At 59.6% G+C, this 23,546-nt stretch carries 25 protein-coding genes; 10 read left to right on the forward strand and 15 right to left on the reverse strand.

Going from position 1 to position 23,546, the window contains the following annotated elements; genetic code table 11:
• Positions 1–71: 71 nt before the first annotated feature.
• The 5 genes from K8U03_06725 to K8U03_06745 form a co-directional block, all read right to left on the reverse strand.
• A complete protein-coding gene (locus K8U03_06725) occupies positions 72–1,139 on the reverse strand; it encodes a S8 family peptidase (protein ID MCE9604585.1) in 1,068 nt (355 codons plus the stop codon).
• The gene (locus K8U03_06730) at positions 1,136–1,525 is read right to left on the reverse strand and encodes a hypothetical protein (protein ID MCE9604586.1); all 390 of its coding nucleotides are present in this window, start codon (positions 1,523–1,525) and stop codon (positions 1,136–1,138) included. The genes K8U03_06725 and K8U03_06730 overlap by 4 nt, the downstream gene beginning before the upstream one ends.
• Positions 1,526–1,584: 59 nt before the next feature.
• Positions 1,585–1,845: a hypothetical protein gene (locus K8U03_06735; protein ID MCE9604587.1), complete on the reverse strand. Its 261-nt coding sequence runs from the start codon at positions 1,843–1,845 to the stop codon at positions 1,585–1,587.
• Between the two features lie 254 nt (positions 1,846–2,099).
• Positions 2,100–3,065: an endonuclease/exonuclease/phosphatase family protein gene (locus K8U03_06740; GenBank protein MCE9604588.1), complete on the reverse strand. Its 966-nt coding sequence runs from the start codon at positions 3,063–3,065 to the stop codon at positions 2,100–2,102.
• Between the two features lie 197 nt (positions 3,066–3,262).
• Positions 3,263–3,772: a MogA/MoaB family molybdenum cofactor biosynthesis protein gene (locus K8U03_06745; protein MCE9604589.1), complete on the reverse strand. Its 510-nt coding sequence runs from the start codon at positions 3,770–3,772 to the stop codon at positions 3,263–3,265.
• Between the two features lie 205 nt (positions 3,773–3,977).
• Between K8U03_06745 and K8U03_06750 the strand changes: the two genes are divergently transcribed.
• Positions 3,978–5,204, forward strand: coding sequence for a HEAT repeat domain-containing protein (locus K8U03_06750; GenBank protein ID MCE9604590.1), 1,227 nt, complete (start codon positions 3,978–3,980; stop codon positions 5,202–5,204).
• 268 nt (positions 5,205–5,472) lie between these two features.
• A complete protein-coding gene (locus K8U03_06755; GenBank protein MCE9604591.1) occupies positions 5,473–5,760 on the forward strand; it encodes a hypothetical protein in 288 nt (95 codons plus the stop codon).
• A gap of 61 nt (positions 5,761–5,821) precedes the next feature.
• Here K8U03_06755 and K8U03_06760 read toward each other — a convergent pair whose 3' ends face one another.
• The 4 genes from K8U03_06760 to K8U03_06775 all read right to left on the reverse strand — a co-directional run bounded on the left by K8U03_06760 (position 5,822) and on the right by K8U03_06775 (position 10,947).
• Positions 5,822–6,517 carry a hypothetical protein gene (locus K8U03_06760; protein ID MCE9604592.1) on the reverse strand — a complete coding sequence of 232 codons (696 nt, stop codon included), beginning with the start codon at positions 6,515–6,517 and terminating at the stop codon, positions 5,822–5,824.
• A gap of 413 nt (positions 6,518–6,930) precedes the next feature.
• Positions 6,931–7,941 (reverse strand): acyltransferase, encoded by a 1,011-nt coding sequence (locus K8U03_06765; protein MCE9604593.1) that lies wholly within the window; start codon positions 7,939–7,941, stop codon positions 6,931–6,933.
• A gap of 148 nt (positions 7,942–8,089) precedes the next feature.
• Positions 8,090–9,469: a hypothetical protein gene (locus tag K8U03_06770; protein MCE9604594.1), complete on the reverse strand. Its 1,380-nt coding sequence runs from the start codon at positions 9,467–9,469 to the stop codon at positions 8,090–8,092.
• Positions 9,470–9,708: 239 nt separating this feature from the next.
• A complete protein-coding gene (locus tag K8U03_06775) occupies positions 9,709–10,947 on the reverse strand; it encodes a tetratricopeptide repeat protein (GenBank protein ID MCE9604595.1) in 1,239 nt (412 codons plus the stop codon).
• A 170-nt stretch (positions 10,948–11,117) separates the two neighbouring features.
• Here K8U03_06775 and K8U03_06780 point away from each other — a divergent pair, with 170 nt between their 5' ends.
• From K8U03_06780 to K8U03_06800, 5 genes are all read left to right on the forward strand, one after another.
• Positions 11,118–11,600: a hypothetical protein gene (locus K8U03_06780; GenBank protein MCE9604596.1), complete on the forward strand. Its 483-nt coding sequence runs from the start codon at positions 11,118–11,120 to the stop codon at positions 11,598–11,600.
• Complete coding sequence (locus K8U03_06785) at positions 11,597–12,052, forward strand: alpha/beta hydrolase (GenBank protein MCE9604597.1); 456 nt, start codon at positions 11,597–11,599, stop codon at positions 12,050–12,052. Before K8U03_06780 ends, K8U03_06785 begins: the two co-directional genes overlap by 4 nt.
• 67 nt (positions 12,053–12,119) lie before the next feature.
• Positions 12,120–12,713 carry a DUF1990 domain-containing protein gene (locus K8U03_06790; GenBank protein MCE9604598.1) on the forward strand — a complete coding sequence of 198 codons (594 nt, stop codon included), beginning with the start codon at positions 12,120–12,122 and terminating at the stop codon, positions 12,711–12,713.
• Positions 12,710–13,630 carry a diacylglycerol kinase family lipid kinase gene (locus K8U03_06795; protein MCE9604599.1) on the forward strand — a complete coding sequence of 307 codons (921 nt, stop codon included), beginning with the start codon at positions 12,710–12,712 and terminating at the stop codon, positions 13,628–13,630. The genes K8U03_06790 and K8U03_06795 overlap by 4 nt, the downstream gene beginning before the upstream one ends.
• Before the next feature lies 1 nt (position 13,631).
• On the forward strand, positions 13,632–14,483 hold the full coding sequence (locus tag K8U03_06800; protein MCE9604600.1) for a metallophosphoesterase: 852 nt from the start codon (positions 13,632–13,634) through the stop codon (positions 14,481–14,483).
• Here the strand turns inward: K8U03_06800 and K8U03_06805 are convergent.
• Positions 14,473–15,315 (reverse strand): hypothetical protein, encoded by an 843-nt coding sequence (locus tag K8U03_06805; GenBank protein ID MCE9604601.1) that lies wholly within the window; start codon positions 15,313–15,315, stop codon positions 14,473–14,475. The genes K8U03_06800 and K8U03_06805 overlap by 11 nt on opposite strands.
• 217 nt (positions 15,316–15,532) lie before the next feature.
• On the opposite strand from K8U03_06805, the gene K8U03_06810 reads away from it, so the two are divergent.
• Complete coding sequence (locus K8U03_06810) at positions 15,533–16,528, forward strand: glycoside hydrolase (protein MCE9604602.1); 996 nt, start codon at positions 15,533–15,535, stop codon at positions 16,526–16,528.
• Positions 16,529–16,561: 33 nt separating this feature from the next.
• Here K8U03_06810 and K8U03_06815 read toward each other — a convergent pair whose 3' ends face one another.
• The gene (locus K8U03_06815) at positions 16,562–18,010 is read right to left on the reverse strand and encodes a DUF1501 domain-containing protein (protein ID MCE9604603.1); all 1,449 of its coding nucleotides are present in this window, start codon (positions 18,008–18,010) and stop codon (positions 16,562–16,564) included.
• A 362-nt stretch (positions 18,011–18,372) separates the two neighbouring features.
• Here K8U03_06815 and K8U03_06820 point away from each other — a divergent pair, with 362 nt between their 5' ends.
• Both K8U03_06820 and K8U03_06825 read left to right on the forward strand, forming a co-directional pair.
• A complete protein-coding gene (locus K8U03_06820; GenBank protein ID MCE9604604.1) occupies positions 18,373–18,603 on the forward strand; it encodes a BrnT family toxin in 231 nt (76 codons plus the stop codon).
• Between the two features lie 161 nt (positions 18,604–18,764).
• Positions 18,765–18,971: a helix-turn-helix domain-containing protein gene (locus K8U03_06825; protein MCE9604605.1), complete on the forward strand. Its 207-nt coding sequence runs from the start codon at positions 18,765–18,767 to the stop codon at positions 18,969–18,971.
• Between the two features lie 125 nt (positions 18,972–19,096).
• On the opposite strand, the gene K8U03_06830 is transcribed toward K8U03_06825, so the two are convergent.
• The 4 genes from K8U03_06830 to K8U03_06845 form a co-directional block, all read right to left on the reverse strand.
• On the reverse strand, positions 19,097–20,449 hold the full coding sequence (locus tag K8U03_06830; protein ID MCE9604606.1) for a Gfo/Idh/MocA family oxidoreductase: 1,353 nt from the start codon (positions 20,447–20,449) through the stop codon (positions 19,097–19,099).
• 72 nt (positions 20,450–20,521) lie between these two features.
• The gene (locus K8U03_06835; GenBank protein ID MCE9604607.1) at positions 20,522–21,421 is read right to left on the reverse strand and encodes a hypothetical protein; all 900 of its coding nucleotides are present in this window, start codon (positions 21,419–21,421) and stop codon (positions 20,522–20,524) included.
• Positions 21,422–21,480: 59 nt separating this feature from the next.
• Positions 21,481–22,344: an alpha/beta hydrolase gene (locus K8U03_06840; GenBank protein MCE9604608.1), complete on the reverse strand. Its 864-nt coding sequence runs from the start codon at positions 22,342–22,344 to the stop codon at positions 21,481–21,483.
• Between the two features lie 155 nt (positions 22,345–22,499).
• Positions 22,500–23,519, reverse strand: coding sequence for an NAD(P)-dependent alcohol dehydrogenase (locus K8U03_06845; protein ID MCE9604609.1), 1,020 nt, complete (start codon positions 23,517–23,519; stop codon positions 22,500–22,502).
• Positions 23,520–23,546 lie beyond the last annotated feature (27 nt).

A 23,546-nucleotide genomic window follows, 5' to 3' on the forward strand; every position in this document is an offset into this window, starting at 1 on the left:
CATCCACTCACTGGTCGTTCCTTTTTGCGCATCATTTATTCGCCGTTTGAGGGATTCGTTTGCAAGCTTGATTACGCATCGCGAGGTACGAACACAAGCGTGCCGAGGCGACCGTTGATCGAGAGAGGCCCTAGCTCGAAACGCTCGTTATTCGGTCCATCGACCACCGGGCTCGGCATCGGCGCGATCGTCGTCGGCGTGTCTTGCAAAACGGCATCGGGATCGATCAGCCCGAACCCGTAAGCAGGATCACGCCCTTGCGGACCGGCATCGATCGCCGTTCGCTGGAGATGCTCGATCAATTGCGCCGGAGTTTCGACGGGAGTCGTACCGCCGTATGCGCGATGCTTCGCCAACAGCAATGCGACGACGCCGCTCACGAAGGGCGTCGCCATGCTTGTGCCCGAAAGCTTGGCGTAACCGCCGCGCAAGTAAGTCGACAGCACGTCTTGGCCCGGTGCGCAGAGATCGACCTCGTCGCCTCGGCTGGAAAAATCGCAAATGCGTCCGTCGCGGTCGACGGCCCCGACGGCCACGGTGTCGTCGAACTTTGCCGGGTAGTTCACCGAATTCAGGCGACCGTCGTTGCCCGCGGCACAGACGATGAATTTGCCCGCTGCGACGGCGCGGCGTACGGCGTCTTCGATCGCGGAACTCGCCACGGGTGAACCGAGGCTCATCGAGATCACATCGGCTCCCGCTTGAGCCGCCCAATCGATGCCCGCGGCGACGACGTCGTCGCTGCCGCTACCGTCGTCGCCGAGAACTTTGCCGATCAGCAGACGACATTCCGGAGCGACACCGATCACTCCAACATCGTTGCGCCGCGCTCCGATCGTGCCGGCCGTGTGCGTACCATGGCCGACTCGATCTTCCGCCCCGAAACGGCTGCCGGTAAAATCGCGCACTTCATCGACCGCGCCGCGCAAATCCGGATGGGTTAGTTCGAGGCCTGTATCGAGCACGGCCACACGGACATCGCGACCGGCCGTTTCGCGCCAATGGTCGGGCACATGGTACATCGCCAATCCCCAGTCGATCGTCTCCGACAGCTGCGTATAGGCCGCCGTTACGCGAAACGGGGGCAATCGGTAACGAATCGGTCGTTCGAGTCCTCGATCGCGACGGCGCACGCTCATAGCGCACCTCGAATCTGTCGCACGATACGAATGAGTTCGACGACGATCGGCAACCAATCGATGTAGCTTTGCCGATCGATCGATTGCGTGAGAATCGCACGGTCGCCTGCATCTCGGCTCGTCCGATGAAGCACGTAATGCACGATCGCCAACACGACTTGCACGAGATCGTCGTCGGTCAAGATGGTGTTCAAGCGTTCGACCCAAGCGTCGTCGATGCCGAACAATCCGCCGAGCCGAACGACGAGTGCGATCAGCTTGCGAAATTGCTCCGGCGAGTCGAGCGGCGCATCGAGATCGCGCACCGCCGCAAGAAGTTCTAAGACGTCGCGCAGTCGGCCGAGTCGTTCCCAAGCGAGGCCGCGTACGACAAGCGGAAGAGACATCGGAGTCGTTCCTTTCGGAGCTATAAATGATTTCAAAGTCGTGATTTGGTCGCTGGATATCAGGGAATACGGCGCGAAAGTTCGCCCAGCGCCTCGATGACGAGGCCGTGATCGGCATGCTGCTGACGTCGCTCGGCGGCCAGCTCCGCGTAGAGCAACTCGCGCTCGAAGCCGCACTCGGCACGCATCGCGGCCATCTCGTCGCGAAACGCGCTGACGAGGTTGGGAATCGTATGACAAGCCGTGTGCCACGCGTACCAACCGAGAACCGCAGTCGCGGTTAAGGAACTGAATTCGTGAATCGCGGGTACTTCCGGCATGGCCGATTCCTTTGCTTGTCGAGACTTGCGACCACTTCAAGGCGCAACGAAAAAGCCCTCGGCGAGAATGAATCTCGACGAGGGCTTCAAGAGATACCTGGCGATCAGGCTCTGCGAATACCGCTGCGTTGCGAAAGGGATCTTAGCGGAAACGGCGGCTCATTTTCCAACGAATACCGTCTGGAAATGCGCGATGCGACAAGCGCGGACCGAAGCGACGACTCGCAAACGTCAGACCTTTTGAAGCGAGCCTCCTACCGGCCCACTTCCACCGGCGCTTGCGGATTCACCGCGACGTTGCCGGGCCGGCCTCCTTCGTAAACCGAGAATTCGGCCCACACGGGCAGATGATCCGACACGAGCAGCGCTTGATCCAGCGTAAGGTTGAATTCGCGCATCACATCCAGCACGCCTGCCGAGCCGGTGTATTCCGTCGTCGCTCGTCGATCGAACACGATGTTGTCGTAAGTGTGATCCCCACGCGTGTTCGTCGGCACGCCCGACACGACGTAGTTGATATACGGCAACGCACCGAGTTGACCGAGATGCGATTCATCGACGTTAAGGTCGCCGAGCAAGATCACGTCGTCTTCGCCGCGGCCGTCGTTGCGCACGGCGCGAAACACATCGTCGAGCGCGTTGAGTTCGCCGTCCGTCTCGTCGGGATCGGTATGAATATCGACCAATGCGAATGTAAACGCTTCTTGTTGCGGCGCGCCTCGCGCACGAAACCCGGCAACCAGCGGCTCACGATGCAATAAATCGTCGGGATCGCTGATCGTGTAAATCGAGGTGCGATCGATCTCGATGCGCGTCAGATCGAACAGATAAGCGTACTGTTCCTTGCTGTCCGTCCGTCCGAGTCGCGGCCCGATCACGCAGTCGTATTGAAAGCCGCCGGCGTTCACGAGTTGCATGAAGCGGGCCATGAAATTTGGATCTTTCGCGCGAATTTCTTGGATCGCGATGACGTCGAACTTGCGAATAATGCGTACGAGGGCGTCGGTCGTGCGCGCGTCGGCAAGCTTGTGTTCGCCGAACACTTGGATGTTGAACGACGCAATGCGTACGGTATCGCCGGGGCGCACCGGCGGAAGCGTCCCTTTCGTCGCGACTGCCGTATCGGCGCCGCGCGGCTTGAGCCGCAAGCCGTTGAGGCCGTCTATCTCGTATTTCTGAAGCAGCAGCCAACCGCCGATCACCGCGAAGACCGGCAGCATGACGATGATCTGACGCTTCATAAGGCTCGCTCCGTCGGCACGATGCTTCGCGACTCTCCACGTCGGCGCGCAGAGCCGCTCCGAATATAGAAGAGTTATCGAATATTCCGGCAGCGAAGAATCACGCAAACCGCGCGAAGATATGCGCAAGCGAGTCGCATAGGCTTGCACAGCCGGCAGCGAAGCAAGCGGGACCGTTATCGCGTTGCTTCGCGCACCAAGTGCCCCAGCTCAGGCACGATAAGCTTCTCCATCGCCAGGCGCACGCCTGCCGGTGAGCCGGGCATCGTGAGCACGATGGTTCGCTCGATCACGCCGCCGATCGCACGGCTCAGCATTCCGGCAGCGCCGATCTCTTGATAGCTCAGCATGCGGAAGATCTCGCCGTAGCCCGGCAGCGGCTTGGTCAGTAAGGCGGCGACCGTTTCGAAAGTTCGATCGCGACTGCTGATGCCGGTCCCTCCGGTAAGCAGCACGGCATCGATGTCGGACCGATCGACGAACGCCGCCAACAGCGCACGTATCCGCTCCGGCTCGTCTGGCACGATCTCGCGCGCCGCGACTTGGTGTCCGTCGGCGGTCAGAAAATCGATCACGGTTTGGCCGCCGGTATCATCGGCAAGGGTCCGCGTATCGCTGACCGTAATCACGGCGCACGCGACGGAACGGGGCGCATCGGCGTGATGCTTGTCCGACGATAAGCTCATGACTTCGATCCTATGTGAAGGGTTTTTAGCGATCGATCTCGGTCGTTTCGGCGGCGAAAAACGCTCGAACTCGCCGAAATCGTGATCGTACGGCGACCTCCGTTGCTCCTACTCGGAAACGACAAGTATACTATTGATAACGACGCAAGAAACAAACTAGCGGCGGCCGACATTACCGAGAAGCCTCGTTCAGCGGTCTTCACGCATGATTACCCGATCTCACATCGCCAACATTTCTCTCGCGGCGCTCTTCGCGGCAGCTGCGCCGTTCTGCTCGTTCGCAACGGTTGCTTCGGCAGATGAGTTCGTGCTCGCGAGCGGTGGTCGGATCAGCGGCGAATTTCTCAACGCCGACCAATCGCCCCGATTGACTTACGAAGTGAAGCTCTTCAGCGGAGGGGGTGTCGTCACCTTCGATCGCGAGCAAGTGCAAGATGTCGTACGTCGCTCTCCGGCTGAAACGGAGTATGAAATCGTGCGGCATCAGTATCCCGACACTTCCGCCGGCCAATGGGCGCTGGCCGAGTGGTGTAAGGAGAAAAAGCTCACCGACTTGCGCAAGAGCCATCTCGAGCGCGTCATCGAGCTCGAGCCCAATCACGAGAACGCTCGGGCGGCGCTCGGATACAACCGCTTGCAAGGACAGTGGCGAACGCGCGCGGAGCACCTCTCGTCGCTCGGCAAAGTGCAATACAAAGGTCAGTGGCGTTATCCGCAAGAGATCGAGATCATCGAAAGCAAGCAAAAGAACGAACAGGCCAAGCAAGCCTGGTTCGGCAATTTGAAACGCTTGCGCGACAAGCTCGGCGGCACCGGTTCGCAAGCTGCCGTCGACGGCATCGTCAACATCGTCGACCCTGCGGCCGTGCCCGCGTTGAAGCAATTTATGGATAAGGAAGACGACGCCGTGACGCGTAAGCTCTACGTGCGCGCGTTGGCGAAGATCGGCACCGGTGCGGCGGAGATGATCCTGGCCGAACGATCGTTGAACGACGACTCCGAAGAGATCCGCCTGACCGCGCTCGACTTGCTGGCCGCATCGCCGCAGAAAAGCTTCGTCGATTATTACATTCAGCAATTGCATAGCGCCGACAACGAAATCGTCAATCGTGCGGGAGTTGCTTTGTCGCGCTTCAAAGATCCACGCAGCATCGCGCCGCTCATCGATGCCTTGGTGACGAAGCACAAATACTCGATCACTACGGGTAATCCCGGCGGAGGTCTGAGCGCCGGTCAAGGGAGCGGCGGGGCCGGGCTCAGCACAGGCTCGAGCACGCGCGTTGTGACTGACGAAAAGCAAAACCAGGGAGTGCTGGAGTCGCTCGTTTCGGTCGTCGGCAATAAGGTGAACTATCGTTTCGACGTCCAAGCCTGGAAGCAATGGTACGCCGGGCAAAAGAAGATGCGGCTGTTGGACGTGCGGAGAAGTTGACTCGCGCTTCGCTCCGTCGACGTTGAGATTCAATGACTGCCGCAGCACGAAAATGCTAGCGTTGCATCCTGACTATCTGCCGTTATTCCGCCCCTGTCGGATGTTTTAGGCGGAATCTTTAAATCCTCGGCTTCGACCGTGACGACGGTTACCGTAGCGAGGAACGCGTCGGTTCGTCGCGCGCTCTGAGAAGCGTCGTTGTCGCGGCCGATTTGCCGCACGGACGCTATTCGAGCGATTGGTTTCCATCGTTAAGGAGTTGCCTCTGATGAAGACAACCTTGCGTTTCGCCGCTCTCGGCTGCGTTTGTGTTGCATTCCTCGGTTGTAAGGCCAGCGCACCGACCGCGGTGGCGACTCCGCCGTCGGCGTTCGTTCCGCTGCCGCCGATCGAACGAGAAGTCGGCCCCGGCGGCGAGGTCGTTCCAACTCCTCAGGCTCAGCCGACCTCACGTAGTTGGATGCAAAAGGTATCGGACTTTTGCACGCCGAAGCCGGCGCCGAAGAGCGTTAAGAATCGAGTCTACGAATCCGACAACGTCCCTTATACGGACTAGGTCGTCGCGGTGACGAGAAATCGCATCGTCGGACGTTGGAAGACGATCGCACAATCGGTGATCAGCGTTGCGTCGTCGGCAACGTGTTGCGTCGGACCACGGGCTTGAGCGAACTGTTGGCCGCGACGGACGATTGCCGTTGCAGATCCCAGCCCGACGATGTGACGACGAACTCGTACGTTCCTTCCGTCAGCACGACGCGCGTGGTGCCGTAGGTTTCGCCTCGATCGAACTCGACGGTAGTGCCGTCTCCATCGTTCAACGACTTGCTCTCTCCCGGCGCCAACGTCACTTCTCGAGAATTATCGACGATAAACGAGACCTGCCCGCCCGAGCTCGACGGGTTGACGACCTTCACGGTTTCCCGAGCCGACTCCCGAGTAGACGTCTCGCGAATCGAGGATGCAGCGGGCACCGCGTTGGAACGAAGGTTCGGTGCCGCCGCGGTCTGCAAGCTCGGGGCCTGCGTGGGTGCCGGAGCAGCCGCGGTCGGAACGGCGACGGGAACGCTCGCACTTACCGGAGTCGGCACGTAGACGACCGGTTGCGGTGCCACAGGAACGTAGCGCACGGGGGGAGCATACCAGTAATAGTCCCCCCAATAGCCATAATACGGACGATGGTGATGATGATGGTAGCCATGCCCGTAACCGTTGCCGAAAAGGAAATCGACATGAACTTGTGCTTGCGATTCGGCCGTCTGCAGACCGACGGCGCAACACGCGATGAGGCAAGTAAGTAACCAGCGACGATTCATTGACGAAAATCCTACAAGAGAAGAACGGAGCCGTTCGATCATGCCGTAGTTAATTGCCGATGTTTGCACCGGGACCGACCTCATGGTGTCTAGCGGAAGCCACGGATCGTCTGCTTCGCATGACGCAGCCTAGGTCATTTTCCGCCCAAACAGGAATAACATCGGCGCACGCGACCGAACGGCCTCAGCAAAACGCCGCGACGTAAACACCGATCAAACGGATTCGGCTCTCCCGACCGGTATCGCGGCGGAGCATAGGGAATCTACGGCACAGCGGCAATGGAGATGCGAAGTGGCTTGGGGAGCGAGTCGGTCCACATCCGGCTCAACGTCCGGAACTCCCATCCCTCCACATCGCGGCAACGCCGGCAAAGCAGCAAAAGCGGTTTAGCGCACCCGACAGCTCACCTAGATCAATGGCTCGCTGAACTATTTCGCTGCTTCATTGCAACAAACCACTTCTCGACGCCATGCCAACTTGCGGCACCTAACACCAAGGCGATCGCCGACGCACACACCGTCAAGCCGTAAGGTCCGAACGCCACATAGGGCGACGCCCAAAGCAGAAGCGATTGTTGGACTGGAAATCCATACAGATAGACGCCGTAGGAATAGTCAGCCTTTACATCTCCTAACAATCGAACAAGCTCGGGCTGATAGGCGATCCACAATAGCAAATACGTCCCTGCAATCGAAAGCACCGGTTCCAAAATATCAGGACGAACCACGGCGACGCCCACGATCGTGGCCGCTCCAACCGCAGCCAAGATGTTGCTATAAGGAATGCGGTTGCGGAGGCGATGGAATAAGACTCCAGCCATGAAAAACGTGAAGAACCTCGGCAAGTAGAAAACATCGCCGATGATCGCCGTGACGATCCAATGAGAGGAAAGACGAAATCCGCTGAAATACCACAGCCATAAGAGAGTGAAAACCGCGATGCAAACGGAGATCTTCCGCAGCGACTTAGCCGCCATCGCCAAAAACACATAGCAAACGAATTCATAACGAATGGTCCAAAGCGAACCATTCATCACTCCCGGATAAGGATTGTTTTCAAACGTCGAAAGCAGCCCGCCGTAAGGAAATCCATATCCGACGAGATCGATCATGTTAAAAGCGATGATTCCCCACTGCCGCGCGCTATAGCCCGTGAACGGCATCTCGCTTGCCAGGGGTGCTAGGACGAAAGCTTGAATAGCCGACAAAATTAAGAATGCGGGATAGACTCGCAGAACCCTCTTGAGGATGAACTCTTTGATCGTTTTACTCTTCACCAGGCTATGGCTCACCAAGAAGCCGCTGATGATGAGAAACAAATCGACTACCACGGTCCCGATCGTGGTACCCGTCAACTTCCATAGTGGTTCGTCGGCCTCATCGCCGTCGACCAAAAGAAACGAATGGCTGAGAATGACGGCCAACGCTAAAAGCAGCCGAATAGGGACGAACAGGTTCCGTCGAAAGCTTTCGTCCGTGCGCCAAGTAGCGATCGATCGGCAAGGCTTTTCTTGAGCGTCGATCATGACGTGCATCGGCTCATGCGTTGCGGCATGGAAAGTGATCGAGCCGCTACGCTGCGCGGGTTCGCAATTGCCAGCGGCGCTTCGAGAACCAGCCTTCATTCAAGGCGCTCGTCGCTACGCGGTCTTCCAGGTTCGGGCGAAAGACCGTGAGCAGCAGCAACGGCAGATACCACGCCATGTAAGCGCCGCCGCCGTCGAGATGCCAGAACTGCGTGGCAAGCATGACCGCGGCCGAGCAACTGATGAGCGTTCCCAGGTTCTTCTGGGCAGGCCACAACGCAAAGCCGGCGCTGAGCACTAAGAAGGCGAACATCACCGGAATGCGATACGGCGCCGAGGCATCGCTGAACGACCAAAAGCCCGTTTCGGTTTTCGCACCGATCAAGTTCGTCCAGCCGAAGAGCTCTTTGAGGCTATCCAGAAACGCATGCGTATCCTGGAGCAGAAACGCCATGATGCCGATCAACACGGCCCAACTGATCGTGAAGCCGCCGAGAAAGCGAAACATTCCTTTGCGCCAATAAAAGCCGCACCACAGCGGGAGCAAGAAAAGCGGATAGTAAATCACGCCCGACGCTAAGCCGATCAAGACGCCTGCGATCAACGGATCGTGATACGCCAAGATCGCCCACACCAGCAACGCCGCCGGCAGCACATGGTCGACATGGCCCGTCAGTTGTGCCGTGTATGGGAGTAGTAGATAGAGCGTTGCGGCCGAGATGCCGGTTCGTACGTTGTCGAAGTGCCGCACGCCGATCAAGACTAAGCCGACGACGACCGCCATGTGCGACAAGATCGCCGTGGTGCGCGAAGCCGCGATCTGCTTCGTCTGGCGACTCACTTTCGGCGTCGAGTTCACATCGCTTGCGGTCGTGGCGTTGGCATCCATAATGGCTGACGTCGATACGCTCGGCAGCCACATCATTAAGAAGAAGCCGGGTCGGTTGCGCACCGTTACATCGGCGGCTTCGCTGGCAGCCGCTTGCGAAGGGTCGGCCGGTTCGTCGTCGTTCAGTGCCAGCGCACGGTCGACTTGTCGCGCGGCCGCAAGATCTCGCTCGGTCGGCGTGTAGATGAGCACGTTCACCATCAAAAATACGAACAGCGAGATGCCGAGAAACGTCATGCCGCCGGGCGAGAGATTCGTTTCCAACAACGGGCGGCGCACCATCGTCGGATCGAGCAAGATGCGAATGAGAAACAGTCCGCCGACGACGAACAGCCAAACATAGCCGAGTTGCTGAAGCTCCGGCTCCTTGCGCGCAATGAGCAGCAGGCCCGGCGCGTATGAGATCAGTCCGATGAGGTCGAGATTGCGCACGCTCCAAAAGCGATTGAACTTAAAGAAGATGGCGATCGAAAGCAGCGACGCGAGATAAACCCACGTCGTTGCATTCAGATCGTAATCGTATAAAAGTTTATTCATCGTGCGTGCGACAGGGCCCAGGCATGAACCTCTGTTGACGCAAAGCGCGCAGAGGAACTCCATTCGTAACACTGTAACCTATTTGAATTACGCATCTTTGCAAGATGAAGTTTGCTCGCCCGAGCTTCTTTCTACGCGTAATCCATGGTTTTTCGCAGTCGACTTTACCGACCGGGCCGACCCTGAGGCCAGAGGTCGACCGTGCCGCTTCCGATAGTCGTAACCGGACGCTCTAGCGGCTAAGTCTCGCCGCTTTCGGAGTCGGCCTCGGCAACCGCAGCGATGCCGATGCGTCGTCGCGCATTTTCGGCCCAGGGGCTTTCCGGAACGAGGGCGAGGAAAGCCCTCCAATGCACTTCGGCCTCGGCACTTAGGCCCACCTCGTCGAGCGCCCGAGCCAAATGATAATGCACATCGGCGTAATCGTCGTGATAGCGCAACGCTCCTTGAAAGGCCGCGATCGCTAAGTCGAAGCGTTTTTCTTCGACGAGCAGGCAGCCGAGATTCGCTCGGGCCTCGACATAATCTTCGTTCAACTCCACGGCCGTGAAGTAGCGCTCGCGCGCACCGCCGAGATCGCCGAGCCGATAGAGGACGTCGGCCAACGCGAAACAAATTTCGGCGTTGAGGCCGCCGGTCGCGAGCGCCGCGCGATAAAGATCGGCGGCTTCCGCTAAGCGGCCCATCTCTTCCAGCTCGACTGCCGTTTGACAAAGCCGCTTCGCGGAACGAGGCGGCGCAAGATCGCCGGACAAATCCGGCAACGGCGCCGGAGCGACATCAGAGACCGACTCGCTTGGCGAAGTGGAATGCAGTTCATCGGCCGTGCCGAAATCGAAACGATACTGACCCCCTGCTTCGAGCAAGCCATCTCCTTGACGAAGAAGCAACGCTTCTCCTTCGACGATGATCGAAAGCTGCGCCAGCGGCCGCTCGACTGTTGGAAGCAATCTCCCGAGCGCGGTCAATTGCTTTTCGATCGTCTTCGGCGAGGCCCCGCCTGCGAGCAATTGCGTGAGTCGCCTTGCCGTTTGCACTTCGCAAAAATCAAAGTACGGCAACTGGCGCACTTCGCGTGCCGGTATGATCAGCCCTCGCCGATGCCAGCGACGAACCACCGTCGCCGGTACTCCGAGCAATTCGGCCAGCATCGCCGGCGTGTAGAGTCGATGCACTTGTTGCCGCGGTTCGACGACTCCGAGCGCTTCCCACAATTCCGTTTCGCTCACGACCCGCACGGCCGTCGGTTGCGGCGAGGTTTGTTCGATGCGCTCCGCCAGATCGGACGGCGGAAGATCTTGCTCGCCGACGACGATAAGCCGCACTTCCGCATCCAACTCGTCGACGACGACCGCCCCGCGCGCGACAAGCAGCTTGCGCGCCGCCGATTTCGTCATGCCCGCCAGCTTGCCGACGATCACGGTTCGTAGACCGGCGACGTCGAGCTTTGCGGCGGAAGAACCGGAATCGGCGGACATGGGAACCGGGCCTGTCGTTGCAAAGTTTATAAGGAAGTTATAAGTAAGTATGTCAGTCTTGCGAGCCGAGCAGAGGGTGTCAATCGGGCACACGGCAATCGGACGACGGCGAGAACCGAATCGGTTATCGTTAAGTCGTCGCCCCATTCCTTTGATTCCTGAGCGTCTGCATGTCCGAGATCGTCGCTTACCACGAAGCAGGCCACGCGCTCATGGCATTCGTGCTCGGCGGCGAAGTTCGGCTTGTCACGATCGAGCCCGACCGCGACGACGGGCCGGAGCGCCAAGGGGATACGCAAGTCTTGTGGCGGCGTTCGCGAGACGGCGACAAGGAGTTCGCCAAGAAGGCCGTTCAAGTAAGCCTTGCCGGACCGGTCGCCGAAATGATTTACACCGGCGAGCCGTATCATCCCGGCCATGTCGCTGAGTGGGCCGCCGATTGGAACGAAGCGTGGACCGCCGCTCTAGCGCTCCATGCCGACGAGCGCCGTCGGCTGGCGTACCTCGAAGACGTATCCGTGAAGCTCTACCATCGACTGAAGCACGACGATCTCTGGTCGCCTCTCGCGGCCTTGGCCGATCATCTGCTCGCGCACGAAACTTTGGAAAACGAACAAGTCGAAGAAATCGTTCGAGAATGGCTGGACGGATGAAAATCTTATTTCTTCACGGTTGGCAATCGGTCGTGGGTGGTGTGAAACCAAGCTACCTGGCTCGACACGGCCATGAGGTCATCAATCCGAAACTCCCCGACGAAGACTTCGCCGCCGCGCTGACGATCGCGCAAGAAGCATTCGATCGGCATCGGCCCGACGTCGTGGTCGGCTCGTCGCGCGGTGGTGCCGTGGCGATGAACATCCGTAGCGACGGCGCGCGGCTCGTACTGCTGTGTCCGGCTTGGAAGCGCTGGGGCGTCGCGACGACGATCCCGCCCGGCAGCGTCGTGCTGCATTCGCGCCAAGACGAAGTCATTCCTTTCGCGGAGAGCGAAGAACTGATTCGTAAGAGCAATCTACCGGATTCGGCCCTGCATGAAGTCGGCACCGATCATCGGCTCGCCGACCCTGAGCCGTTGGCGGCCATGCTCCTGGCGTGTGAAAAATAGAAAGCGATCGGCGAACATCCCCGCTTCGCTTAGAATGCGGCACTCCAGCCAAGTATACGAGGATGCAGTGTTTACCTTTCGTCGACCGACCGATGCCGCTCTCCGCCGCTTCGTCGACACGCAAGTCGGGCTCGATTTCACGTATACCGACGTCGGCGCGACCGCGACCGTAGTACTTCACGCAGGCTACAACGTCGATCGGACCCGGCGCAACATCGGCCTGGGGGACCATGATTATCGCTCGGCAATTCAGGCTCTTCGCGCTTGGCGCCACTTCGAGCTAGGTTGGTTGAGCGTTTGGCAACCGGACCTTCCGATCGAAACAGGACGCATCGCCGTCGTCGTAGCGCGAGCGCTCGGCCTTTGGTCGGCCCATACGGCGCGCATCGTCTACGTGATCGACGAGCCGCACCGTTTCGGCTTCGCCTATGGAACGCTCCCGGGCCATGCCGAACAAGGGGAAGAACGCTTTCTCGTCGAACAACTCGCCGACGGCTCCGTATGGTACGATGTCGTCGCGTTCTCGCGACCACGGCATCTCTTGGCTAAGCTCGCTTACCCTTTCATCCGTCGACTGCAGAAACGCTTCGGTCGCGAAACGGCCGATGCGATGGTTCGCGCCGTACGAAGCCGCGCCGATCGGAGCGAGAACGAAGCATGACGCGACTACCGATCACCGTCATCTCCAATGCCTCGTCGGGCACGTCGAAACGCGTGGAGTTGGAAATGACTCTGCAAGCGCACTTTGCGAAGTACGGTGCTCAAGCCAAGATCATACTCGTGGAAAACGGCGCGTCGCTGATCACACGCGCGCGGGAAGCCGTCGCCGAGGGGTGCCGGACGCTCGTCGCCGCCGGGGGAGACGGAACGATCAACGCCATCGCGTCCGTGGTCGTCGATACCGAGGTCGCGCTCGGCGTGTTGCCGCTCGGCACGTTAAATCATTTCGCCAAAGATCTCGGCATCCCGCTCGATATCGAACGGGCCGTGAAGACGATCGTCGACGGCGACGTACGGTCGGTGGATGTCGGCGAGGTCAACGGTCGGGTGTTCGTCAACAACTCCAGCCTCGGACTCTATCCGACGCTAGTGCGCGAGCGCGAGCAACGGCAGAGCCTAGGTCGTTCGAAATGGTCGGCTTTCGCCCTCGCTAGTCTGACTGTGCTCGGCCGTTACCCATTCGTGAAGGTCGCGATCACGATCGACGGAAAGCAGATCTCACGTAAGACCCCGCTCGTCTTCATCGGCAACAATCGCTACCTGATCGAAGGGCTTCGAGTCGGTCAGCGCGATCGCCTCGATGCCGGCGTATTGTCCGTCTACCTCACGCGCGATATCGGGCGCGTCAAGCTGATCTGGTTTGCGTTGCGAGCGTTGTTCGGGAAACTGCGCGACGAAAAAGATTTCGATGCCTTGGAAACCACGGCGCTGCGGATCATCACCTCGGGCCGGCGAGTTCGCGTGTCGGCCGATGGAGAAATCGAAAAGCTCGACATACCATTGGAATATCGCATCAGACCGGGAGCGCTTCAGGTCGTCGTTCCCCGAGCGGCAGAGAAGCAAAAGTTAGAAAAATAAGATGACTCGCAAGCTGATTCATATTTCCGATATCCATTTCGGCCGCGTCGATCAAGCGACCGTCGAACCGCTGATTCGCGCGGCGCATGAAGTTCGTCCCGACGTGATCGTCGTCTCAGGCGATCTCACGCAGCGCGCGCATGCGTCGGAGTTTCGCGAAGCTCGTCGCTTTCTCGACGCGTTGCCGAAGCCGCAACTCATCGTGCCGGGCAACCACGACGTGCCGTTCTACAACATCGCCGCACGTTTTCTTACGCCTCTTGCCAACTATCGCAAATACATCGATACCGAGCTCGAGGCCCGTTACGAAGACTCGGAGCTCATCATTCAAGGGATCAATACGGCCCGTTCCTTAACTTGGAAAAACGGCCGGATCAACGAGCGGCAGATCGACCTCATGCGACGCTCGTTTTGCGGCGCTCCATCGACCACGACCAAGATTCTCGTCACGCATCATCCGTTGGATCTTCCGCGTCGTTTCGACGACGACGACATCGTCGGCCGAGCGCGACCGGCGATGGAAGCGCTCGCCGAGTGCGGCGTCGACTTGCTCTTGGCCGGGCACTACCACATTGCTCATACCGGCGACACGCGGGCTCGCTATCCGATTGAGAATTTCTCGGCCCTAGTGGTGCAAGCCGCGACGACGACCTCCTCGCGCGTGCGCGAAGAACCCAACTCCTTCAACCTACTCCGCATCGAACCTGCGGAAATCACGATCGATCGCTACACCTGGCGCCCGGCGGAAGGAATCTTCGCGTCGTTCCTGACGGAGCAATTTCATCGCACCGAGCAAGGTTGGACTCGCCGCGAAAGCAGGCAACCGGAAGGGCGAGACGTCGTTATCGAGTAGTCGGGGCGAGTACCTTATCTAACCACGTTCTCAGTTGCTTTCGCTCGGGAATATCCTTGAGCACCCATTCGTCGCTGTGATTCGGATAGGGAATCGCCAGCAATGTCGTGCTCGTGAGACCGTCATGACGTTTGAGATAGGCAGCCGTGTCATCGATCGATTTTTCGTGCGAGATGAATTGCGGCTTGCCGTGAAAGCGCACGAGCCTTTTCGCGGCCGAGGCCTCGTCGTCGTCGGAAAATCCCCAACGGCGGACACCATCGTAATGGCTATGTGCGATGATCGCGCGCCAGAGTTTCGCGGTGGCGTCGTCGCGCAGGCCGATATATCCGCAAGCGATCGCGCCGCGCGAAAAGCCGGTAAGGATCACTGCGTCTCGGTCGCCGCCGTAGTCGGCACAGATGCGCTCGACGGTCGTGCGACAATACGCGGCCGTGGCGTCTGCGTCGCCCCACCAATTCAGCGCGTGCTTGCGCTGTTTCAGATCGACGAACGGCAGACTCACCCAAATCATGCGCCGGCCGCCGGAAATTCCGTAGCCGAGCTTGCAATCTTCGACCCGTCCCACGCTTCGATCTCCCAGCGCATTCGAGTAGCCGCCGTTGCCGGGATACTCGACGATCACCGGATACTTCTCGCCCGCTTTCCAATCCGGCGGCAAGTAGAGCGCGTGATAGATACCACCGTCTTCGAATCCGACGTTGCGCTGTTGCACACGCTTGCCGGCCTCGGGCACTCCCTCGACAACGGCAGGCACCGTGAGATCGGACGGCAACTCATGGATGTTCGTTTGCGCAACGGCCGACGCCGTGCTCCAGAAGCTTAAAAACATGGTGATCGCCCATGTTCGGCTATAGGCGATCGAAAACAGATTCGTCATCGGATGTCGTTCCGTTTCAAATGAAATCTCGACGCACTCTGCTGCAAGCACCGCCACCGAGGACTAGAATGCGCCGCTGATTCGTGAAGTGTAACCGATGCCTGCCGTTCGCGAATCATCCCGCCTTCGTAAGCCCGCCCCCCACCTCTCGCGATTGGGAGCCGTATCTATGTCGCTTTCGCTCACGATGCTCGGTCTCTTGCTGGTCGCTCAAGCGCCGCAAGCGCCTTCAGCGACAGCCACGATTTCCGCCGAGCTAACGCCTGTGCGTATCGCGAAGCCTTTGCATGGGCACATTCATCCCTCGGTGTGTCTCTCGTCGAAGGGGACGCTCGTCGTCATCTACGGCCATGTCAATCATCGCGACCTACGCGTCTCGCGTTCTACCGACGGCGGACGATCGTGGACCGTTTCCGAACCCTTTCGGCCGACGGTCGATAAGTCGTACTATCCCGGTTCGCTCACGACATTGAGCGACGGCAGATTGCTGCATTGCTGGAATCGATGGGACACCGACACGACGGAAAAGGAACCGCGGTCGGTGCTCTATTCCTTCTCCGGCGACGACGGTGTTACCTGGAGCGAAGCCGAAGCCATGCCGCGCGAGGCGACGGTCCCGAGCATTATTCGTCATCCGGTCGTCGAACTCGCGGGCGATCGTTGGCTCGTTTCGCTGATGGATAAGACGATACTCTTCGATCCGAAAACCACGACAAGCGTTCCCTTCGGCGACGGTCGCGTGCATGGGCTGGTGCCGATCGTGCGCACGCCGCGCGGCACGTTCGTCAGCGGCGCCGGCCTTCGCTCGACCGACGACGGAAAGAACTGGACCCCCATCGAAAAGTTTCCCGATCTCAAGGACCAAGGCTGGCGGCACGAACTCGTCTGCCTGGCGAACGGTTGGCTACTCGCTTCCGAGATTCTCGGGCCGGGAGTCGGCGGCGAAAGCATTCGCTACCGTATCTCGCGCGACGATGGCCTGACGTGGGGCTCGCACTACACCTACTATGATCCCGGGCGAGCGATCGGCGGCCGCGCGTGCCCACGCACGGTGCAACTCGACAAGGAGACGATCGGCGTCGTGTTCTACGACATCGACCCGAAGCAAACAGGAGGCCCGGCCTTGTTCTTTCTGCGCATTCCGATCGCGAAGCTCGCGGGCTGAGCGAGGGTAGTGCATCCCGCCGACCTCGCGCTGCTACAGCAAGCCCGGAATCGGCTCCCCCATGTGGCCGAAATAGATCGGGCGATTCGCTTCCGTATAGAGCGGACGATCACGATCGATCCCGAGCTTTTCGTAGATCGTCGCCGCGTAGTCTTCGGGCGTATAGCCTGCGCCGACCGGGTAGCCCCCTTCGTCGTCGGTTCGGCCGATGATCTGCCCGCCGCGCACTCCGGCTCCGGCGAAGACCATCGAATAGGCGTGCGGCCAATGGTCGCGTCCTTGAAACTTATTGATCTTCGGCGTGCGCCCGAACTCGGTGACGAAGCAGACGAGCGTTTCGGCGAGCAAACCGCTCCGATCCAAGTCTTCGATCAGCGCGGAGTAAGCTTGATCGACGCTCCCCATCATCACCCAATGCGCAATGCCGAAGCGACCGGCACCGGCTCCGCTGGCGCCGGGCAGCTCGCACGTTTCTTTCGCATAGATGAAGTCGTGATGATCCCAGTTGAGGTTGCCGCCCCCCTGCATCTCGGGCTTGCGCGGCCAGCGCGTATCGACCGTGACGAAGCGCACTCCCGACTCGATGAGCTTGCGCCCCATCAGATAACAAGCGCCGCGGTGTCCTGCCCCGTAACGCTCGCGCACTTCCGCCGACTCCCCTTGCACGTCGAAGGCTCGCGTTACGTCGGGGCTGGTGAGGGTATCGAACGCTTGATCGTAGAAGCGATCCATCCCGGCGAGCGGACGGGGCGTCGGGTCGGTGGTGACGAACGAGCGATTCAATTCGTGCAACAACGAGCGGCGAGTTTTCATCCGGGCTTCGGTGTTGTCTTCGCGCGGCAACAGATCGCCGACCTTCCAGCGTGGGTCGGAGAGGTCCGAGCCGCCGGTCTTGAACACACGATAGCCTTGCGATAAGTATCCGGTCGCGGTCACGGCATTCTGCTCATTGTTGCCGGGCACCATCACATACGGCGGCAACGCGGCATTCTTGGTCCCGACGATCTTCGATACGACGCTGCCGATGTCCGGCATCAAGATCGGGTTGCCGGGATGTGCGCCCGAGAGAACGTATTGCGTGCCGTTGGGATGCGCGTCGGCACCCGCCTTCTTATGATGAAACGAACGGACGACGGCGAGCTTGTCGGCCAGGCGCGCGGTCTTCGGCAAGAGCTCGGTGAAGCGCATGCCGGGCACGTTCGTATCGATCGGCTTGTAGGGACTCCGATGCTCGGCGACCATCTCGGGCTTCGGATCCCAAGTGTCGAGATGCGACATTCCCCCTTGCTCGAGGATGACGAGGACGTTTTTCGCCTTCGCATCGGGACGACTACCGGAAGCCGCCGGTTCGGCCGCGGCGGCAAGGTGCGACATCCATCGCGGCGAAGAAACGCCGAGCAAGCCAAACGCTCCGGCCTGGAGCCACCGGCGCCGAGTCCAAGCAGCCGCTTCCAACGACGACGCAAAGCGGCGGGCGGACATAGGCAAGACCTCAAGGCGGGCTGAAGAGAGAGAGTATGAGGCGAGGCAGGGACGAACCGATATCTTATGGCGGGATATTAAATATAACCCGCCCATCGTCGAACGTCACCAGAGCTTGCGGCGGCAAACGCCTCGAAGAAGGATGTCAAAATACCCGATAAATCGTTGCATATCCTTTTACTGATTAGGTTTAATACTCCGGCGAGCAAGGCAGAGAGCGACGGGAAGCTCACATTTACGTTGAAACGGCCATGGGTGTTGTATAATAAATCAACAGCGAATCGGTCATCGTCCGATCCAATGGGTATGTATGCATAGACGTTCATGTCGTTTGGGATTTGGATGACGACCCGCGAGGAAATGTGCAACACATCGAGGAGCACGGCTTCACCAAGGACGATGTCGAAACGGTTTTATTCGATCCAAAAAGCAAAACCACGATCAGTAACTCGAGCGGCGAAATGCTGACTTTCGGCTATGCGCACGGACAGCACATCTGCGTCGTCTGGGAACACATCATGGACGATCCAATAACGATGCGGCCGATCACGGCCTTTGAAGCACCCGAGAGTATGGGAAGGCGATACCGATGAGCATCGACAAGAAACGACGATCCGCGCCGATAACGAACGAACAAGCAGCGCGCGACGCGAAAATTCGCGCCAAGTATCAAGCAACCAAACCGTCGCTGCAAAGTCTCGTCGAAAGCGCTCAAGCGGATGAGCCGACCTCGCATGGCGACTACTTGCAATTGATGCAGTTGTTCGGAACGCTCCGTGAGCTACGTCAAAAGCGAGGCCTAAGCTTGAGCCAAGTCTTCGAGAAGTCGGGTATCGATCGAGCCGCTTTGAGCCGACTAGAGAATGGTCAAGTGACTAATCCGACCGTGGCAACACTCGAAAACTTCGCGCATGCCTTAGGTGCGCGCGTGCGATTCGTGGTCGAGGTAGACGAAAATTAGGTCGGCCGTAGTCCGGGGTAGTAGCGCAGAATTCTCGGATCTTCCACTCTAGCTAACACGCCGAAACACTATGGACGCCACACGAGTCGAGAACTTCATCAAGTCACATTGCGCTCCATTTCCGCTTACGCCAACGACTCGACTTCAAATCCCTTGCGATACTCGCGGCGCAAGAGCTTGTTCGCGTCGGGGAGGTTCGTGACTTCGAGCTTCGCGGCGTCCCATTCGAGCTTCGTATCCGGGAAGCGATTGGCGACTACGCCGAGCAACAGCGCTTCGGTAAGGGGACCGGCGTAGGCGAAGTCGGCGCTGGTCTTGCCGGTGCCGAGGCAGGCGTCGACCCATTGATGATAATGGCTTTGAGATCCGACCTCAGGCCGTTTGTAGTCGGCGAATTTCTCTTGAGGAAACAGCAGCGGTTCGGAAACGTGGGGCAAGAGCATCACGCCCCCTTCGCCGACGAAGAGCGCGGCTTGGCCCGGCAGTTGGAAGCCGGCCGGCACCTTCGCCGAGGCCGGCAGATGCAAGTCTTCGAGCTTCGGCGGAGCGAAGCCGCCGTCGTACCACTTCCACGAGAGCGATTCGGTGGTGAACTTCGTCGTGGGGAATTCGTATTCGACGATGTTCTTTTCCGGGTGGCCGATATTAGTCGGCGTGCGGCAGGTGGTCTTGGCCCACTTCGGAAAGGTGAGCGCGAGCGCGGCATACGGCGTGTCGAAGATGTGTACGCCCATGTCGCCGAGCGTGCCGGTGCCGAAGTCGACGAGCTTGCGCCAGTTGCCGGGATGATACGCACCCGCCGCATACGGCCGCTCCGCCGCGGTGCCGAGCCAGAGATTCCAATCGAGCGACTCGGGCACCGGCTGGGTTGCTTGGAACGCTCCGCCGTCGTAGCCCCAGTTCTTGTTCGACCAAGCATGCACTTGGCTCACCTTGCCGATCACGCCGCTTTGAATCATCTCGACGGCGCGACGATAGACGGCGCTGGAATGAACTTGAATGCCCATCTGCGTGACGAGTTTTTTCTTCTCGGCCACTAGGCGGAGTTGCCGCGCCTCGAACACTTCATGCGTCAACGGCTTCTGGCAATAGACCGGCTTGCCGTGGTTCAAGGCCGTCATCGCAGCCGGCGCATGCGTATGGTCGGGGGTCGAAACGACGACTGCATCGATCGTGTCGCCGAGCGTCGTGATCATCTCGCGATAATCGCGAAACGTCTTCGCGCCGGGATGCTTCGCCAGGGCCGCCGCGAGATTTTTCGCGTCGACATCGCACAGCGCCGCGACTTCCACTTGCTTGTGACTCGCGATGGAGCTTAAGTCGGCACCACCCATGCCGCCGACACCGACGTGTGCGGTGCGGAGCTTTCCGTTCGGCGACACGGCTCGAGCGCCGACCGCGCCGTTGGAAAGCAACGTCCATGAAGCGAACGCGGCACCGGTTTTAAGAAAATCGCGACGATCGAACGCGTAGGCCATGGCGAGTCACTCACGAATGCAGAGGGCGGGAATGGGGGGCGGGGATTCGGCAATTCTAATCGGAACGTGCGGCTATTGCTTCAAGTAATTTTCGAGCGACTTTCGCTGTTCGTCGGTCAAAGGCTTCCAATCGACCTTCACGTCGGGAAACTCTTTCTTGACGACTTCGACCTCTTCGGCAGACATATCCGTTTGCCAAAGTTCGAGCTTCTTCAGCGCCGGAAGCGATTTCAACGCCGCCAGGCCGGCGACGGTGAAATGTGCCTCGCCGATGCTCAGCGTTTCGAGCGTCTTGATCGTCGCGAATGTCGGCAGCGAGGCATCGCTGAGCGACACCGCTTTGCCACCGCCCCAAGGGAGGCGCTGGCCCATCTTGAGCGCTCGCAGGTTCGTCAACTTCGCGATTTCCTGATTGGCCGCCTCGCTTTGATAAGTGTGCCAAGTCGAGAGTTCGCGGAGCTGCGTGATCGTCGCAATGGCTGCGAAGCCGGCGTCTCCCATCGACATGCCGGCGACGGTCAACCGCTCTAACTTCGGACACTCCTTCAAGGCGGCAAGGCCGACGCCCGTAAACCCTTCGAGCCGAAACGAGAGATGGAAAAACGATAAGAAGCGCAGGCCCTTGAGGGCCGCGAAATGTTTCAGCCCGTCGTCGGAAAGGCGTGCGCCGTCGAGGCCGATTTGTTCGAGTTCTTGCAGGCCGGCGAGATGCGGAAGGGTCGTATCGTCGAGCCCTTTGACGTTGCCGTAGAGGGTCAGCGTTTTCAAGTGCGCGAGCTTGCCGATCGCGCGAAACTCCGCATCGCCGAGCTTCGAGGAATCGCGAAAGAAGATCTCGCGAACGGAACCCTCTTTCACGGTAACCTTGCCGCCGAGGGCTTCAAGTTGCGTTGCGACGGCGGCATCGTCGGCGCGCGAGTCGGCAACCAGAAACGAACAGAGCAAGCCGATGACCAACGAGATGCGCAACATAATAAAGCTGATCGATAAGAGGGGTGTCGTAAGAGAAAACGGCCGCGACGCAGCGGCGATTACTTCAACGTCTTGCGAAGCCAAGCGATGAGTTGCTCTTGATAATCCGAGCCGAGCGCTTTCCATTTTCCCATCCCGTGCTCGCCGCCGGCCACGGTGATGAGATCGCACGTGTTGCCCGCGGCCTGCATTTGTTTTTGGAACATCGGCGACTGCTCGTATGGGACCTGCGCGTCGTTGTCGCCGTGGATCAAGAGATAAGGAGGAAGGCCGGAACGCACGCGACTGCTCGGCGAAGCGTCGTGCAGTTTGCGAAAGGCTTCGTCGTTCATTTCCGTAAGATCCAAGAGGGCCTTCATCGGGCCGCCGAGTTCCTGTTTATGCTTCACGCGCCATTCGAGGTCGTGCGGCGCGTAGATCGGCACGACCGCTGCGACGCGCAAGCTTTCGTCGTCGCTCGTACCGGTCCAAGAGACGAGATGCCCCCCTGCCGATTCGCCGACGAGTGCGATCCGCTTCGGATCGACCCGATATTCCTTCGCATGGGCCTTCACCCAGCGGATTGCCGTGGCGACGTCGTCGGCGCAGGCCGGCCAACGGTGTTGCGGCGCGAGCCGGTAGTTGATCGTAAACCATGTGAAGCCGGCTTTGCCGATCGGCTCGAACAACGGCTTGATATAGGTTTGCTTATCCCCTTGAGTAAAGCCGCCGCCGTGAACGAAGATGACGGTCGCAAACGGCCCCTCTCCCTCGGGCACGAACGCATCCAATGTGAGCGACACGTCGCCGACCTTGGCGAATTCGATATCGCTGTGAAGCCCTGCCGCGACCGGCTTCGCGGTATTCAATTTCGCATCGTCGGCACCGGCACTTCCGGCACAAAGAAGACTTAGTACGACGACCGGGATGGTGAGACGTCTCATGGTTGCTCGATCAAAGTGAGAGAACTAATTAGCCGGTACGCGTTAGCGTCCGGTTACTACTTCACTGTTACTACTTCACTGTGAGGCGTAATCGACATCGCTCTCGAACCGGGGGCTAACGCCCTCCGGCTGATGATGCCGCTCGGATGCAGTGATCAACTCTTCGAGAAATCCGCATCGAGCACGATGCGATAGCGGGCCTTGCCCGACTCCAATCGTTCCATCGCCGCGTTGACGTCGCTCATCTTAAAGTGCTCGACTTGCGGGCCGATTTGATGCCGCGCGCAGAACTCCAGCATGTCGGCGATCATCGTCGGGCTGCCGGTCGGCGAGCCCGAGACGCTCTTCTGGCCGAAGATCAACGAGAACGCCGGAATTCCCATCGGCTCGGGCACCGCCCCCACGACATGCATTCGTCCTTTAGGTCTCAGCGTCGTCAGGAGAGCCGGCCAATCGAGCGTCGCGTTCACGGTAACGAGCAGTAGGTCGAGCTTGCCGGTGATCGACTTCATCGAGTCGACGTTCCGGCTGTTGACGACGTTGTGCGCGCCGAAGCTGCGGGCCTCATCGGCCTTCGAGTCGCTGGAGGTGAACGCCGTCACTTCGCAACCCCAAGCGCTCGCAAACTTCAACGCCATGTGACCGAGCCCGCCGATGCCGACGACGCCGACGCGGTGCGGGCCTTGGATGCCGTACGTGGCCAGCGGGGCGAAGACCGTGACGCCGCCGCAGAGCAACGGGCCGGCAGACGTGACGTCGAGCTTCTCCGGCAGCGGAATCGTCCAGGCCCAATGGGCGCGAACGCGATTCGCAAAGCCGCCTTGATGTTTGTAGATCGTCGGGATCGCGTTCGAGCAAAGATTTTGATCGCCCCCCAAACACTCGCGGCAATGCATACAACTGCTCGCGGTCCACCCCACCCCGACCCGATCGCCGACCTTCGGCCCCTTGGCATCGGAACCGACGGCGACGACACGACCGACCGCTTCGTGACCGAGAATCGTCGGGTAGGTCGTCATGCCCCAATCGTTGTTCGCGGTGGAAAGATCGGAATGACAGAGGCCGCAGTATTCGACGGCGACCTCGACATCGTCCGGCCCGAGCGGACCGGGATCGAACTCGAACAGTTCGAGCGGCTTCTTCGGACCGACGGTGGCCCAACCTTGGATCGACATGAGGCGAACTCCTTTGGAGGCGATGAG

It is taken from the genome of Planctomycetia bacterium (genome assembly GCA_021413845.1).
In the GTDB taxonomy this organism is placed as follows: Bacteria; Planctomycetota; Planctomycetia; order Pirellulales; family PNKZ01; genus PNKZ01.